This window comes from Myxococcus sp. CA040A, from assembly GCF_013336725.1.
Lineage (GTDB): Bacteria > Myxococcota > Myxococcia > Myxococcales > Myxococcaceae > Myxococcus > Myxococcus llanfairpwllgwyngyllgogerychwyrndrobwllllantysiliogogogochensis.
The window spans coordinates 674,176-688,609 of record NZ_JABUMR010000005.1; the positions used below are offsets into that span (position 1 = coordinate 674,176).

Annotated in this window: 13 protein-coding genes; 5 read left to right on the forward strand and 8 right to left on the reverse strand. The window is 69.5% G+C overall.

The features are described from left to right. Position 1: 1 nt before the first annotated feature. Together HUA75_RS24645 and HUA75_RS24650 are read right to left on the reverse strand one after the other, a co-directional pair. Positions 2-886, reverse strand: a complete 885-nt coding sequence (locus tag HUA75_RS24645; RefSeq protein WP_141646498.1) for a hypothetical protein — start codon at positions 884-886, stop codon at positions 2-4. Between the two features lie 194 nt (positions 887-1,080). Next, a complete protein-coding gene (locus tag HUA75_RS24650; RefSeq protein ID WP_174487766.1) occupies positions 1,081-2,199 on the reverse strand; it encodes an aminotransferase class I/II-fold pyridoxal phosphate-dependent enzyme in 1,119 nt (372 codons plus the stop codon). Between the two features lie 165 nt (positions 2,200-2,364). Here HUA75_RS24650 and HUA75_RS24655 point away from each other — a divergent pair, with 165 nt between their 5' ends. Together HUA75_RS24655 and HUA75_RS24660 are read left to right on the forward strand one after the other, a co-directional pair. Then, a complete protein-coding gene (locus tag HUA75_RS24655; RefSeq protein ID WP_174454787.1) occupies positions 2,365-2,841 on the forward strand; it encodes a peroxiredoxin in 477 nt (158 codons plus the stop codon). A gap of 21 nt (positions 2,842-2,862) precedes the next feature. Further along, positions 2,863-3,912 carry an SDR family oxidoreductase gene (locus HUA75_RS24660; RefSeq protein ID WP_141646501.1) on the forward strand — a complete coding sequence of 350 codons (1,050 nt, stop codon included), beginning with the start codon at positions 2,863-2,865 and terminating at the stop codon, positions 3,910-3,912. Positions 3,913-3,921: 9 nt separating this feature from the next. Here the strand turns inward: HUA75_RS24660 and HUA75_RS24665 are convergent, their stop codons facing one another. After that, on the reverse strand, positions 3,922-5,031 hold the full coding sequence (locus HUA75_RS24665) for an MJ1255/VC2487 family glycosyltransferase (RefSeq protein ID WP_141646502.1): 1,110 nt from the start codon (positions 5,029-5,031) through the stop codon (positions 3,922-3,924). 63 nt (positions 5,032-5,094) lie between these two features. Here HUA75_RS24665 and HUA75_RS24670 point away from each other — a divergent pair, with 63 nt between their 5' ends. Together HUA75_RS24670 and HUA75_RS24675 are read left to right on the forward strand one after the other, a co-directional pair. Further along, the gene (locus tag HUA75_RS24670; protein ID WP_174487767.1) at positions 5,095-5,388 is read left to right on the forward strand and encodes a hypothetical protein; all 294 of its coding nucleotides are present in this window, start codon (positions 5,095-5,097) and stop codon (positions 5,386-5,388) included. 149 nt (positions 5,389-5,537) lie between these two features. Continuing rightward, positions 5,538-6,443 (forward strand): LysR family transcriptional regulator, encoded by a 906-nt coding sequence (locus HUA75_RS24675; protein ID WP_174487768.1) that lies wholly within the window; start codon positions 5,538-5,540, stop codon positions 6,441-6,443. 3 nt (positions 6,444-6,446) lie between these two features. On the opposite strand, the gene rsmB is transcribed toward HUA75_RS24675, so the two are convergent. The 4 genes from rsmB to HUA75_RS24695 are packed head-to-tail and all read right to left on the reverse strand — an operon-like array spanning position 6,447 to position 10,311. Next, positions 6,447-7,763, reverse strand: a complete 1,317-nt coding sequence (rsmB, locus tag HUA75_RS24680; protein ID WP_141648465.1) for a 16S rRNA (cytosine(967)-C(5))-methyltransferase RsmB — start codon at positions 7,761-7,763, stop codon at positions 6,447-6,449. Continuing rightward, entirely contained in the window at positions 7,760-8,716 is a 957-nt protein-coding gene (locus HUA75_RS24685) for a type II 3-dehydroquinate dehydratase (protein ID WP_141648467.1), read from the reverse strand. Before HUA75_RS24685 ends, rsmB begins: the two co-directional genes overlap by 4 nt. A 49-nt stretch (positions 8,717-8,765) precedes the next feature. Beyond that, a complete protein-coding gene (gene fmt, locus HUA75_RS24690) occupies positions 8,766-9,701 on the reverse strand; it encodes a methionyl-tRNA formyltransferase (RefSeq protein WP_174454784.1) in 936 nt (311 codons plus the stop codon). Positions 9,702-9,729: 28 nt separating this feature from the next. Beyond that, positions 9,730-10,311 (reverse strand): signal protein, encoded by a 582-nt coding sequence (locus tag HUA75_RS24695; RefSeq protein ID WP_141648463.1) that lies wholly within the window; start codon positions 10,309-10,311, stop codon positions 9,730-9,732. Positions 10,312-10,562: 251 nt separating this feature from the next. Between HUA75_RS24695 and HUA75_RS24700 the strand changes: the two genes are divergently transcribed. After that, positions 10,563-12,011 carry a HEAT repeat domain-containing protein gene (locus tag HUA75_RS24700; protein ID WP_305794740.1) on the forward strand — a complete coding sequence of 483 codons (1,449 nt, stop codon included), beginning with the start codon at positions 10,563-10,565 and terminating at the stop codon, positions 12,009-12,011. Positions 12,012-12,307: 296 nt separating this feature from the next. On the opposite strand, the gene HUA75_RS24705 is transcribed toward HUA75_RS24700, so the two are convergent. Continuing rightward, a complete protein-coding gene (locus HUA75_RS24705) occupies positions 12,308-14,428 on the reverse strand; it encodes an FUSC family protein (RefSeq protein WP_174487770.1) in 2,121 nt (706 codons plus the stop codon). Positions 14,429-14,434 lie beyond the last annotated feature (6 nt).

Here is a 14,434-nt window from a genome sequence, read left to right on the forward strand (position 1 = left end):
CTCAGTACGCGTACTTCACCACGTCCTCGCGGACCTTGGCGACGATGCCACCCCAGTTGCCGTTGGCGTAGTGGTTGAACGACTCGCCGTCATCGCGCAGCGACACGGTGTGGAAGCTCCACTTCGCGCGGCCGTCGCTCGTGTTCGCGGTGCCGGTGTTCAGCGTGCCGCCACAGAACCAGTCGCCCGGGTTGCACTGCGAGCTGCCGGAGCTGCCCGACACGCCGCCCGTGGAGTGGTACGACACCGCCTCGTCGTCCTGCCCGGGGAGGATGCCCGAGTAGAGCGTGCCCTTCGCACCAGCGAACATGTAGAACCAGACGCTGCGCGTGGTGTTGTGGTTGTACATGGCCCGCGACGTGGTGGTGACCAGGTCACTCACCAGCGGCTCGCCCACCGCCCACTCACCCACGTCCGCCAGCTCGCTGCCGCCGCCAGCGCCGGACGCCACGTTCACCCACTTGATGTTCCAGCCCGTCTGCGTGCTGCCATCCGTGTTGCCACACACGCCGCTCGCGTTGGGCGTCGCGTTCTTCTTGCTGCGCGCCGAGCCGCCATACAGCGACAGCGCATAGCCAATCTGGAGATTGCCCGCGCTGTGCGAGGCGATGTAGCACCAGTTGTTCCCCGTGCAGTAACAGTCCAGCGCGTCACGCACGCGCGCGTTCTGCCCGCCGATGCGCTCCTTGCCGTTCCAATTCACGGCCTTCTTGTTCACGCCCGCCGCGGTACCCGCAGGGCCCCAGTAGCTGAAGTCGCCGTAGTTCCCGGCCTGCGTACCGCCGCCGTTCCGACCGTGAATCCACAGCGTGTAATTGGTGGCGGCAGCCTGCGTGCCAACCAACAGCGTGGCCGCGGCAATCGCCGTACCCATCAGCTTCTTCATCGTGAACGCCTCCGCTCGGGAGTAGGGGGAACAGCTCTCGCCAGGTGGGGGACCCGACGGGGAAGCGCTCACTCTAGAGTCTCGGGGTGTAAAAGGTCGAGAACACGGAAACCAGGAAGCCGGCGCAAAACCTGACGCAATGCGTCGCCCTCTGGCGTGAGGCGTCAGTCGCCCTGGCCCATCGCGTCATCGCCTCACCGGGTGTCGGTGACGAAGCGCTCCAGGCGTGTCAGGGCTTCCGGCAGGCTGGTGCGACCCAACCCCAGACGGAAGTGATTGCCGGGGAAGTCGTAGACGTCACCGGGTAGCAACAGCACGCCTTCTCGTTGCACGAGCGCATCGGTGAATCGGGCCACGTGTTGCTCTCGCAGCAGGCGCGGAAAGGCCACACTTCCGGCGCGCGGACGCACCCAGTGGAAGGTGTCCGCGTGGCGCGCGAAGAACGCGTCCAGCAGGGCCAGGTTGGAGGCGAGCAACGCGCGGCTTCGCGCCAGCACCCGCTCCTTCGCGCGCAGGGCGATGAGGGCGAGCACCTCGCTGGGGGCGCTGTTGCAGATGGTGGTGTAGTCCTTGTACGCCATGCACCGGCGCAGCACGTCCTCGTCGCGACAGACCAGCCACCCCACGCGCAGCCCCGCCAGCCCGAACGCCTTGGACATGACGCCCAGGCTGAAGGCGCGCGGCGACAGCTCGACGGCGGCGGGCAGCAGGTCCTCCGGGTCATGCTCCAGCAGCCGGTACACCTCGTCGGACAAGAGGTAGATGCCTCGCTCGTCACACAGCGCGCACAGCGCCTGGAAGGTCTTCCGGTCCGGCAGCGCGCCCGTCGGATTGTGGGGGAAGTTCACCACGACGATTCGCGTCTGGGGCTTGAGCGCGCGGCGCAGGGCGTCCACATCCAATGCCCAACCGTCCTCCTCGCGCAGCGGCAGCAGCGTCACGTCCGCGCCGGTGGCGCGCGCCACTTCGTGCAGGGACTGGTAGCCGGGCCAGGTGACGACGGCGTGGTCTCCGGGGCCCAGCAGCACGTTCATCAGGATGAAGACGGCCTCCTGGGCGCCGGCGAAGGTCAGCACCTGTTCGGGCGCCACGCCCTGGTAGAGCGCGGCGATTTCCAGCCGCAGCGCGGGCAGGCCCGGGGCCTCGGTGTAGCCGAGCGTCAGCTCCTCCCAGCGGGCCAGGGCGTCCGGCTCGGCGAGCGCCAGCAGCTCCCGCATCTTCCAGCCCTCGATGTCCGAGGAGCACAGGGTGTAGGGCGCGGCGAACTCCCAGCGCGCGAAGTACCGCTCCAGCTTGAAGTCGGGGATGCGCATGAAGCGACTGTCTGCCCTCTTGGCCGCCGTCCGTCCAGCGCCACCCGCCTCGCGCGCCCTCCTCCGGCCAGGCAGTCGACACCCCGGTGCAAGCCCTGGAGGACTCCCCCGGATGCATAGCTTGAGGGGCGACCTTCAGACGCAGGCCCTATCGCGGGAGCCCGAATGCCCACGCCAACGCACGACATCCCCCTCACGCTGCTGGACCCGGATGGAGGGTGGATCAACGCCCCCGTCCATGTCTCGGAGCTCGACGAACTGCCCGTGCTCCTCCACTTCTTCTCCATGGCCTCGGACGCCCACGCCAATGACTTCGCGGCGCTCAAGCGCTTCCTCGCGGAGTTCGGTCCTCGGGGCCTCAAGGTCATCGGCGTGGACGTCACCCACTCCGCCAGGGAGCTGCGCGACACCAACGCGGTGGAGGCGTTCGCGCGCGAGCACGGGCTCGTCTATCCCATCGCCGTGGATGACGGCTCCATGGCCCAGGCGTACGGCGTGAAGCAGACCCCCGCGTGGCTCGTCTTCGACGCGGACCGCCGGCTCCGCCACCACTTCGCCGGCAAGGACGCGGCACGCAAGGTGCGCCCCGTGCTGGACCGCTTCACCCAGTACGACACCTCGGCCGGCGCTCCCGCGCCCTGAGGCCTTCCGGAGGGCTCCCACATGGCTGACTGGCGCAAGGACAGGCAGGCCCCCCGCTTCACCCCGGGCACGCTGGCGGCGGCGGGTATCGGCGCGGCGCTCGGGCTGCGCAAGGCGCTGCTGCGCATCCGCTACTCGTTCAACGGGCGCACGGTGCTCATCACCGGCGGCTCGCGCGGTCTGGGCCTGGTGCTCGCGCGCAGGCTGGTGAAGGCGGGCGCGCGCGTGGCCCTGTGTGGCAGGGATGAGGCGTCGCTGGAGCGGGCCCGGGAGGAGCTGGAGCGCGGCGGCGCCCAGGTGCTCGCCCTGCCCTGTGACGTGAGGGACCCGGTGCAGGTGGAGGCCACGGTGAGCGCGGTGCACGAGCGCTGGGGCGCGGTGGACGTGCTCATCAACAACGCGGGCGTCATCCAGGTGGGGCCGCTGGAGTCCATGACGGTGGAGGACTTCCAGGACGCCATGGACACGCACCTGTGGGGTGCGCTGTACACGACGCTGGCGGTGCTGCCGGAGATGAAGCAGCGCGGCGAGGGGCGCATCGTCAACATCGCCTCCGTGGGCGGCAGGCTCAGCGTCCCGCACCTCATGCCCTACTCGGCGAGCAAGTTCGCGCTGGTGGGCCTGTCGGACGGCCTGCGCGCGGAGCTGCGTCAGGACGGCATCTTCGTCACCACCGTGTGCCCGGGGCTGATGCGCACGGGCAGCCCGCGCAACGCGCGCTTCAAGGGCCAGAACGAGGCGGAGTACGCGTGGTTCGCCGTGGGCGACTCGCTGCCCGGGCTGTCGGTGAGCGCCGAGCGCGCCGCGCGCCTGATTCTGGACGCCTGCCGCCGGGGTGACGCGGAGCTGCTGGTGGGCCTGGCCGCGAAGCTGGGCGCGGTGGGACGGGTGCTCGCGCCCGAATTGACCGCGGCGCTCCTGGCCTGGACCAACCGGCGGCTGCCCCAGAGCAGCGGTCAGGACTCGCACACCGGCGCGGACAGCGAGACGCCCCTCACCCGCTCCTGGCTCACGGAGTTGTCACGCCGCGCGGCGGAGCGGAACAACGAGATGGACGTCCCGCTCCACTAGGCGGGCACCTCAGTCCTGCGCCATCTCCATGGCCCAGTGGCCCCGGTGCTCGTACGCCAGGGCCAGTTGCTCGCGCAGGGCGGCAATCATCTTCGTGTTGCCCTCCTGCTCGTAGCCCTTGAGCGCCTCCTCGCAGCGCGGCACCCGCGAGAGGAACTCCTTGAGCGCGTCCACCGTCAGCGCCTTCACGTACATCCCGTACCCCAGCTGCTCCAGATACAGGGCGTTGATGACCTGCTCGAACTGGCCCTCCAGCGGGATGCTGAGCATGGGCTTCTTCAAGTAGACGGCCTCGCTCATCAGCGTGAAGCCGCCGCTGGCCACCACGCCGCGCGACGTGCGCAAGTCGTCGATGAAGCCCTTCTCGCTGAACGGCCGGTACGTGAGGTTGCCGTCCACCAGGTCCTCGGTGATGTCCCGACGCAGGCCGTACACCCGGCAGGGGATGCCCGCGGCCTTGAGGATGTCCGGCAGCGCCGTGTTCGTCGTGGACGTCTGGTACACCAGCAGGTGCTCCCCCGGCTCCGACTTCGCCTCGATGATTTCCGGGCGCAGAATCGACGGGGCCAGCGTGGTGCGCCGCTTGCGCAAGGGCGGATAGAAGAACGTCGTGACGAGGTAGTGGAAGGCGCCCGGCAGCTTCGCCTTCACGATGGCGCGCGACGTCTCGTAGCTGTCCTCATATCCGGCCAGGAGCGCGGGCTCGTGCTGGCAGCGGTTGATGACCTGCATGTTGTCCACGCTGATGACGGGCAACCGGTGCGTCTTCGCGAACAGGTAGCTGAACGTCTCGAAGTCGCTGACGACGACGTCCGGCTTGAAGTCGTCCACCAGCTCGAAGTACTGGCGCACGTTCTGCGGGAAGCCCTTCACCGCGCCCGTCAGATTCTGCAACACCGTCTGCCACTTCTTCACGGAGTTGCCTTCGTACGCCAGCGTCAGGCCCCAGATTCCGTGCACGTTCTGGAAGCGCTTGGCCAGGTAGTCCTGGGCCCGGCCGGAGACGACGATGTGGACCTCGTGCTCCTTCGTGAGCGCCTCGAGCAGCACCCGGGAGCGCGTCGCATGGCCCATGCCTTCGCCGACGACACCGTAGAGGATTCGCATGCGCGGAAGCATACGCGCCCCCGCCCGCCCCCGTTGAGCCCGCCCTGCCCCCGCGGCTATAGCTACCCACCCACCATGCCCTCCTCCCCACCTCCGCCCCCGAAGCCCTCCCTCCCGCGCGCCGCCGCGCTGGGACTCGCGGGCGGCATGTTCCTGGGAGGACTCGGGCTGCTCGCCGCCGGAGTGAAGGGGGTCTTCGGCACCCTGGACTGCACCCAGCTGTCCGGCCCCGAGTGCGAGCTGCTCCAGCAGGCCGCCCATGAGATGGGCCGCTTCCAGACCCGCTTTGGCGGCGCGCTGGTGGCCCTGGCCGCCGCCCTCTTCGTCCTGGTGCGTCGGCGCCCGCCCACCCCTCCCGACGCGCCCTGAAGCCCTCGGACGGCCACTCGGCACAAGGCCCTCTTCCGTCCTCCGCCGGGCAACCGGCCTGGCCGAGGGGTTAGAGCATTTGGCGGCGTGACGTAGGCTGACTAATTAATAGTGGCCTGGCCATTAGGTTTGGGAGTAGGGAGCGGCCCATGCAGCTCGAGTCCCTGAAAATGTTCTGTGACGTGGTGGAGACGGGTTCCTTTTCGCGAGCGGCCCAGCTCAACCACGTGACGCAGTCGGCGGTCAGTCAGCAGATTCGCGCGTTGGAGAACCGCTACGAGCAGAAGCTCCTGTCGCGCAGTGCCCGGCAGGTGACGCCGACGCCCGCGGGCGAGCGGCTGTTTCGCGGGTGCAAGGAAATCCTCGCGCGCTTCGCGGAGGTGGAGCAGGAGATTCGCGAGCAGGCCACGGAGGTCGCCGGCACCAGCACCGTGTCCACCATCTACTCGGTGGGCCTGCACGAGCTGAACGCCGTGCAGAAGCAGCTGCTCAAGGCGCACCCCAAGGTGAACATGCGCCTGAACTACCGGCGCAATGACCAGGTCTACGACGACGTGATTCTGGGCGCGGCGGAGATTGGCATCGTCGCCTATCCGCAGCCGCGCGCGGGCGTGGACATCCTCCCGTTCCGCGACGACAAGCTCGCCATCGTCTGCGCCCCCAACCACCCCTTCGCCACCAAGCAGAAGGTGAGCCTCACCGCGCTGTCCGGCGTGCCCTTCATCGCGTTCGACCGCGAGGCGCCCACGCGCAAGGCGTTGGACAGGCTCTTCCGCGAGAAGAACATCGACATCAACCCGGTGATGGAGATGGACAACGTGGAGACCATCAAGCGGGCGGTGGAGATGGGTCTGGGCGTCGCCATCCTCCCCGTGTCCACCGCGCAGGGCGAGGTGAAGGGCGGCTCGCTGGTGGCCAAGCCCTTCGCGGAAGGCCCCGTGTCGCGCCCCATCGGCCTGCTCATCCGCAAGGGCAAGTACCTGGACCGCGCCTCGGCGGCGGTGTTGGAGGCGTTCAAGGCCGCCGCCAACCTGCCGGTCGCCGAGGACACGTAGTCGCTAGTACATCTTCCGGAGGCGCGCGGCGAAGAACCCGTCGAAGCCCTCCGGACCTGGCAGGGTCCTCAAGTACGCCTGGGTGAGCGGCAACTTGAGGCCCGGCAGCACGGGCGGCTCGGCCGTCCACTCCGGGTGGCTGCGCAGGAACATCTCCACCTGGTCCTGCCCCTCCTGCGGTTCCAGCGTGCACACCGCGTAGACGAGCAGTCCGCCGGCCGGCACCGCCTCCTGGCAGTTCTCCAGGATGCGCCGCTGGAGCGCCGCCAGTCGCGAGACGTCCTCCTCCTTGCGGCGGTAGCGCAGCTCCGGGTGTCTGCGCAGCGTGCCCAGCCCCGAGCACGGCGCATCCACCAGCATCGCGTGGAACTCGCCCCAGGCTTCCGGGAAGGGCTCCGAGGCGTCGTGCGCGTAGGCCTTCAGACGCGACGTCAGGCCCAGGCGCTTCACCTCCGACTCAATCTTGCGCAGCTTGTGGGCGTGCAGGTCCACGGCGACGACGTCGTGCGACTGCGCCTGGTGGCAGGACTTGCCGCCCGGGGCCGCGCACACGTCGAGCACGCGCGCGTTGTCGGGAATGGCGCCGTACACGCCGACGAGCTGGGCGGCCTCGTCCTGCACCTGCCACAACCCCTCCGAGTAGCCGTACACATCCTCGATGCGGCCCACCGGCGGCAGGATGATGCCCACGGGTGAAATCGTCGCGGCCTTCGCTTCGACGCCCACTTCCTGCAACTGCGTGAGCAGGGCGTCGCGCGTCACCTTGGACGTGTTGGCGCGAATCACCACCGGCGGGGACTGGTTGTCCGCCACCAGCATGGACTCGGCGCGCTCGCGGCCGAACTGGCGCAGCCAGCGCTCCACCAGCCACTGGGGATGACTCTCACGCACCGACAGGTGGTGGGCGACGTCCGTGGGCGAGGGCAGCGGCGGCGCGGGCAGCTCCGCGAGCTTGCGGAGGATGGCGTTGGTGAAGCCGGCGGCGCGGGTGAGTCCCACTTCCTTCAGGGCCTGCACCGTCTCCGCCACGGCGGCGCGCGCGGGCACGCGGGTGTGGAATATCTGGTACGCGCCAATGCGCAGGGCCGCCAGCACGCGGTCCTCCATGGCTTCCAGCTTGCGGTCGGCGAAGCGGGTGATGGCGTAGTCCAGCGCGAGCTGCCGGCGCGTGGTGCCATACGCCAGCTCCGTGGCGAGCCCCGCGTCACGCGGGTCCTTGGGAGGTGACTCCGACAACATCGTGTCGAGCACCACGTTGAGATAGGCGTCCGTTGCTCGGACGCGCGCCAACACGAGGATGGCGAGTGCGCGGGGATTCATCCTTCGTCGAGCCGAGTCATCAAGTCCACGAGCTGCTCATCCGAGAGCTTCGTCGAGGGGAGGTGGGACAGCGTGAGGCGCTGGAGACTGTCTTCCAGCAAGTCCCTCTGGCCATGCTCGGCGGGCGAGCCGCCTTGGATGGCCTCGTATCGCGAGCGCGCCCAGGTGGACAGCTCGGAGGCGGTGAGCTTTCCGGAGAGCCGGTCCGAAATCTTCTGGCGCACCAGCACCCGCGTGAGCAGGTCCGTCGTCGACGCCACCGACTTCGACCCGCGTCCCAGCGTCTTGCCGGACTTGGAGGACTCCGCGGCGTCGGACTTCGCGGCGGACGGCTTGCGTCCAATCGACTTGCCAGAACCGGAAGCGCCCTGCCCCGACGGGAGGGCCAGCGGCTTCGCGGGGACTCGCACGAGCGCGGACCCCGTCGTCTCCGAGGCACCCTTGCGGCCCATCGACTTGCCTGCACCGGAGGTGGAGGACTTCGCCGCCGCCGGGCTTTCGCCCTCCTGCTTGCGGCCCAGGGACTTCTTCGGCTCCGGCTTGCCGGGGGTGAAGACGCCGCTGGCGAAGGTGTCCAACGCCTCCAGATAGGGCTCGAAGCCACCGCCGGCTCCGTGCACCTGGAGGACACACGCCTCCCCGACGACGGACTCGCGGGCAGGGGGACGCAGCAGCACCTCGATGGCGGGCAGGCCCACCGCCTCCAGCCCTTCCTTGAGGGCGTACGAGCCGAAGAGGCTCGCGGGGTTGATGAGGATGCCCTCCACCGCCTCGCGCTCGGCGGCGAGCGTGTCCAGCAGCACGCCCTCGTGGTTGGACTGGACGATTTTCAGCGTCAGTCCCAGTTCCCTGGCCCGCGCGCGCAGCGCGGTATCCAGGTCCGACAGCCCGCGCGTGCCATCGCGCACACCCAGCAGGTTCAGGTTCGGCCCATGCAACACCAGCAGTCTCATGCCCATCCGCCTGTACTCGAAAAAGCGCGTCCCGTCCGCGACATATCCCCTAGGTGCCGAACGGTTGGCTGCCCACGGCCAGCTTGTGGCCCATGAGGAACTCCGCCGCCTTCATCACCCGCTTGCCCTCCGGCTGGATGTCCAGCAGCACGAGCGAGCCCTCGCCGCACGCCACCTCCAGCCCCTCCGGCCCCGCCGCGAGCACCGTGCCCGGCGCGCCCTGACCTTCCGCCACGCGCACGCGGTGAATCTTCACCAGCTTGCCGCCCAGCGTGGTGAACGCTCCCGGCCACGGCGTGAAGGCGCGCAACCGCCGCTCCAGAGCGATGGCGGGACGGTTGAAGTCCAGCTTCCCCTCGTCCTTCTCGATGATGGGCGCCAGCACCATGCCCTCCGAGGGCTGGGGCACGGGCTTCAGCTCACCGCTCAGGTACGCCGGCAGCGACTCGCGCAGCAGCGCTCCGCCCAGCGCCGCCAGCTTCGGGTACATGGTCGCGCTCGTGTCCTCCGGGCCAATGGGCAGCCGCTTCATCGCGAGCATGGGGCCGGTGTCCAGGCCCTCGTCCATCACCATCAGCGTGACGCCCGTCTCCGTGTCGCCGTAGGCAATCGACCACTGAATGGGCGCGGCGCCCCGGAAGCGCGGCAGCAGCGAGCCGTGCACGTTGACGCAGCCCATCCTGGGCAGGTCGAGGATGTCCTTCGGGAGGATGCGACCGTAGGCCGTCACCACGCAGACGTCGGCCTCGAAGCGGCGCAGCTCCTCGGCGAACGGGGGCGTGCGCAGCTTGACGGGTTGGAACACGGGCACGCCTCGCGCCAGCGCCAGCTCCTTCACGGGCGGCGCCGTCAGCGTGTTGCCCCGGCCCTTGGGCTTGTCCGGCTGGGTGACGACAGCGACGACTTCGCCCAGGTCGAAGCAGGCTTCGAGCGAGGACACGGCGAAGTCGGGCGTGCCCATGAAGATGATGCGGGGTCGGCTCATGGTGTTGCGGTTCTCCTGCGGCGACGCTTCAAGCCACGGACTTGAAGGTGCCCCCGGTGGGATTGTCCACTGCTTGACGTTTGCGCGTGTGCAACTGGTTCAACGTCTCCAGCGCCTCGCGGGCCTCGGGGGTGGTGGCCACGGGCTTGAGCGCGGCCAGCGCCACCTCCAGGGCATGCGCCTCGTCGGCCTCGCGCTGGCGGATGCGGTCCACCGCCTCGCTGAACCGGTCGAAGAAGCGCTTCAGCTCATCCTTCTTCCGCAGCGGGCGCAGCCGGGGGTAGCGCCCGGCGGCCAGGGCCGCGACATAGAGACTCATCACATGCACGGGGCCGGCGACCCGGTGGGTGAACAGCAGACCGAACAGGCCCAGCAGCACGCCGAGCCCCGCGGAGCCCAACGCGGTGAGCCATAGAAGCGACGGCCCGCCGTCCACTCCCGCGCTCACGGAGGACACGTGGAGCCGGTAGGCCAGCGCTCCGAACACCCCCAGGCTGCCCGCGCCCATGCCGGCCAGTAGAAGGATGTACTTGAGCTGGAACTCCCGGTCGAGCAGGTACGTCCGGCGGGTGTAGCCCGGGCGCGACGCGTTGTGAATGTCGTCGGACATGTCGTTGACCAGCGTACCCCAGGTGCCGCGGCTGATTTGCTTCCTTCGTGACAGGAGGTTTACGACGGCGGACAGGACAACCCCGCAGACGTCCAGGAGCCTGCATGAGCCGCCCCATCGCAGCGTGGTGTGTTGCCGCAGCAATCCTCTGTCTCACAGGGTGCAAATCGGACCCCAACACGCCCGAGTACTGGGAAGGGACGCTGCAGCAAACGCGGCGCGCTGAAGATCGGGTACGCCTCATCGAGGCGATGCGTTCGAAGACGAAGGTCACTGAAACCTTCCTGCCCATGCTGCACGAAGCGCTGTCGCAGGAGCGCAAGCCGGAGGTGAAGGCGGCGCTGGCCCGGGCGATTGGCGACGTGCACCACGCCTCGTCGGTGGAGCCGCTGTCGGCAGCCATCGACCCGGCGGCGGGAGACATGTCCGCGCAATTGGCCAACAAGGCGATGGTGACGGCGCTGGGTGCCATCGGTGACGTGCGCGCGGTGCCCGCGCTGGTGCCGCTGCTGCGCGCGAAGGACACGTATGCGCGCATCGAAGCCATCCAGGTGCTGGGGACGATGAAGGCGAAGGAGGCGGTGGAGCCGCTCATCGTCCTGGCCACGGACGAGGGCGTGGAGCCCTTCCTCAACAAGAAGGCCATCGAGGCGCTGGGCCACATCGGCGACGGCCGCGCGGCGCCCGCGCTCATCCGGATGCTGACGAAGGAGCGCAAGGGCAAGTCCTTCTACGTGGAGAGCAGCTTCGCGCTGTACCAACTGGGCCAGCCCGCGGCGGATGCGCTGCTGCCAGCGCTGGAGGGGCGGGACTCGGAGCTGCTCGCCTGGGCGAAGACGAACGGCGTCAACCCGGCCAGCTACCCCATGAAGGCGGCGACGGTGCTGGGAGACTTGCGCGAGAAGCGCGCGGTGGAGCCGCTGCTCAAGCTGCTGACGTTCTCGCACTCGGACGTGCAGATTCAGTCGCTGGTGCGGATGCAGGCGGCGGATGCGCTGGGCCGGCTGCGGGCGCCGGAGGCGGTGAAGCCGCTGTCCACGCTGGTGCTGGAGACGGACCCGACGGTGCGTGACGCGTACGTGCGCGCGCTGGTGCGCCTGGGCGGACGCGACGCGCTGCCCGCGCTGGAGAAGGCCGCGGGCACGGGCGACTGGTACTCGCGTGAAATCGCCGTGAAGGGCCTGGCCATGCTCGGCGATGCGCGCGAGCTGCCGCTGCTCCAGAAGATCGCCGCGGCGGAGCCGGCGCGCACCGCGGCCGACTGCAAGGCGACGGGCGAGGAAGGCTGCGACGACGCGGCGGCGCTGGGCAAGAAGCGCGCGGACCTCGTGACGGGGCACGCGGCGCTGCTGGAGGCGGGGCAGGCCTGTTCGGGCAACGCGGGCTGCTGGGTGCAGCGCATGGACAAGGCGAGCAAGCCGATGCTGGAGCGGGCCGCGCTGGAAGTGGGCCGCACGGGCTCGGGCGAGCACGTGCCCGCGCTCGCCGCGAAGCTGGGAGAGCGCGACACGGAGGTGCGGCTGGCCTTCATCCTCGCGACGGGGTGGCTGCTGGACGGCTCGAAGGACGCGGCGAAGAAGGTGCGTGACACCACGCTGCCGGACCTGCGCAAGCAGCTCCAGGAGGAGCAAGGCGTCACGCAGCTCGCCAGCGTCAACGAGGACCTCCGTCGCCTGCTGATGCGCATCGAGCGCACCTGAGAGGTCATGAGCAGGGCCATCGAGCGGCGCTCTCCGCGATGAGGCGTCGCTCGACGGAGCACACTCGACGCCACGCATCACCAAGCGGCGCTCTCCGCGATGAGGTGTCGCTCGACGGGAGCACACTCGACGCCACGCATCACCAAGCGGCGCTCTCCGCGATGAGGTGTCGCTCGACGGGAGCACACTCGACGCCACGCATCACCAAGCGGCGCTCTCCGCGATGAGGCGTCGCTCGACGGAGCACACTCGACGCCACGCATCACCAAGCGGCGCTCCCCGCAACAGGCGCCGCACTACGGAGACAACTGGGGCGCCGCGCGCACCGTGGCATGGTGGAGCACGGTGAGCTGGCGCACCAGTCGGTCCATCTGGGTGCGAGACAGCACATCCATGCTCTCGTGCGTCGACGCGGTCCGAGGCAACGGGGACGGCTCGCGGCGGTGCTCCACCGCGAGCGCCAGGTCCTCCAACACGCTCCCCGCGTAGCTCGCCACGGGGGACAAGTCCTGCTTCGCGTGCCACTGGCGGCTCGCGGCCAGCGCCGTCACGGCGGCGCCGAAGCGGCGCGCATACGCGAGCAGGGCCATCGCCGGCTCCAACTGCCTCGATGAGCCCCGGTACTCGGTGAGCAGCCGCTGGAACGACGCCTCGGCGGACAGCAACTGCAAGCCCAGCTTGCGCCGTGCCTCGCGCACCTCCGGCTCCGCGTCCGAGCGCGCGGAGGCCACGCTCAACAGATACTCGCGGTCGGCGCGCAGTGCGTTCGCCACCTGCTCCGGGAAGCGCACGTGCTCCGGACTGGGCCACAACAGCCGCGCGCCCACGAGCGCGATGGCACCGCCAATCATCGTGTTGGCGATGCGCACCCCCGCCAGCTCCCAGTCACCCGTCTGGATTTCGGCCAACAGCACCAGCGCGGGGGCGAGCAACACCTGGAAGAAGGAAAGACTCATCGGCTTCACCGCGATGGCCACGGCGAAGAACACCATGATGGCCCCCAGCAGCACGGCCGGGTCCCTGACCAGCGCGACGAGCCCCGCCGCAAGCGCCCCACCCAACAACGTCCCCGCCGCGCGCTGCAACCCGCGCTGGAACGTCATCCCCGAATAGGGCTGGAGCACGACGATGACGGTGATGATGACCCAATAGCCATGGTCCAACCCCAGCCCCCGCACGAGCGCGGTGGCGAGCGCGGCTGTGACGCCCAGCCTCAGCGCATGGCGGAAGATGACAGAGTCCGTGCCCAGATTGTCCCGCAACGGCTCCAACAAGGGACGGCCCTTCAGCGAGGCGGGATGAGGCCCCATGGGCAGGTCCGACTCGACGGGGCGGCCGTCCTCCAGGTGGTTGGCCACCTCCAGCAGAGCCTCCGTGTACTCCCGCAACCGGACCAGCAACGCCTCCGCATGCGAGTACGCCGCGCGAGCCGAGTCGGACAGACCGCCCTCTGCCACCTGCGCCGCCAGGGCGCGCCGCACGCGCTCGGCATTCCACGTCGAGGGCTCCGACTCCCCCTTCTCCTGTTCCAGGGCGCGAGCGATGTGCCGCAAGTCCCGCGAGTGCTCCGAGAGCGCGCGCTGCACCTCCGCGCGCAGGGCGTGGTAGCGCGACTCGCGAGGCGCCACCTCCAGCGTCTCTGGCAGCGCCACCAGCAACGTGAGCACCGCGTCCGCGCCTTCCAGCAGCACCAGCAGGTGTTCACCCCGGTCGCTCTCCCCTGCTCGCTCGCGACGAGTGGACGCCAGCACGCCTCGGGCCTCCTCCAGCGACTGGCGCACGCGAGACTCCCAGTCGACGACCTCCACCAGATTGGGCGGCGCGGTGGGGCCCTCGAGCGGCCACTTTCCGACCGACTCCGCGCGGTCCGCCAGGTCGCGATAACAGCGGGCGATGGCGAAGCGCGCGGGGCGATAGGGCCGCAGCGGCCACAGCACCAGCGCCAGCATCATCGCCCACAGGCCCCCCAGGATGAACAATCCGGAGCGGGACAGCGCGGCGGCGAAGTCATGCGCCGGCAGCGCCAGCGACACCACCGTGTAGTTGGCGAGCACCACGCCCATCAACCCGGGGGTGTCTCCATACGAGCGCGCGAAGCCGCACGCCGTCACCCAGGCGAAGGTGAACAACACGGCGGCCCATGACGGCAGTGGCCAGGCGGAGACGAGTCCCATCACCGCGCCCAACAACGTCATGGCCCCCATGGTGACGGCCCTGTCGCGATAGGGGCCACCCCGGTCCACGAGCGTGACGAAGAGGCCCGCCATGCCCACCCAGGTCGCGGCGGGCAGGTGCTGCGTCGCGGCGACCACCATGGGCACACCGACGGCGAGCGCGGCGCGAAGGCCCGCTCCCAACGCGGGACGCGCGGGCTCCAGTCGGACGAACGACTCGACGTGACGCCTGAGCGAGTTCATGGAGCG

What these genes read in the sequence shown, in the direction of transcription:
- HUA75_RS24705 (WP_174487770.1), bottom strand. Translation starts at nt 14,428, where the DNA reads ATGAACTCGCTCAGGCGTCACGTCGAGTCGTTCGTCCGACTGGAGCCC.
- HUA75_RS24665 (WP_141646502.1), bottom strand. Translation starts at nt 5,031, where the DNA reads ATGCTTCCGCGCATGCGAATCCTCTACGGTGTCGTCGGCGAAGGCATG.
- rsmB (WP_141648465.1), bottom strand. Translation starts at nt 7,763, where the DNA reads ATGAATCCCCGCGCACTCGCCATCCTCGTGTTGGCGCGCGTCCGAGCA.
- HUA75_RS24675 (WP_174487768.1), top strand. Translation starts at nt 5,538, where the DNA reads ATGCAGCTCGAGTCCCTGAAAATGTTCTGTGACGTGGTGGAGACGGGT.
- HUA75_RS24650 (WP_174487766.1), bottom strand. Translation starts at nt 2,199, where the DNA reads ATGCGCATCCCCGACTTCAAGCTGGAGCGGTACTTCGCGCGCTGGGAG.
- HUA75_RS24655 (WP_174454787.1), top strand. Translation starts at nt 2,365, where the DNA reads ATGCCCACGCCAACGCACGACATCCCCCTCACGCTGCTGGACCCGGAT.
- HUA75_RS24685 (WP_141648467.1), bottom strand. Translation starts at nt 8,716, where the DNA reads ATGAGACTGCTGGTGTTGCATGGGCCGAACCTGAACCTGCTGGGTGTG.
- HUA75_RS24695 (WP_141648463.1), bottom strand. Translation starts at nt 10,311, where the DNA reads ATGTCCGACGACATTCACAACGCGTCGCGCCCGGGCTACACCCGCCGG.
- HUA75_RS24700 (WP_305794740.1), top strand. Translation starts at nt 10,563, where the DNA reads ATGCGTTCGAAGACGAAGGTCACTGAAACCTTCCTGCCCATGCTGCAC.
- HUA75_RS24660 (WP_141646501.1), top strand. Translation starts at nt 2,863, where the DNA reads ATGGCTGACTGGCGCAAGGACAGGCAGGCCCCCCGCTTCACCCCGGGC.
- fmt (WP_174454784.1), bottom strand. Translation starts at nt 9,701, where the DNA reads ATGAGCCGACCCCGCATCATCTTCATGGGCACGCCCGACTTCGCCGTG.
- HUA75_RS24645 (WP_141646498.1), bottom strand. Translation starts at nt 886, where the DNA reads ATGAAGAAGCTGATGGGTACGGCGATTGCCGCGGCCACGCTGTTGGTT.
- HUA75_RS24670 (WP_174487767.1), top strand. Translation starts at nt 5,095, where the DNA reads ATGCCCTCCTCCCCACCTCCGCCCCCGAAGCCCTCCCTCCCGCGCGCC.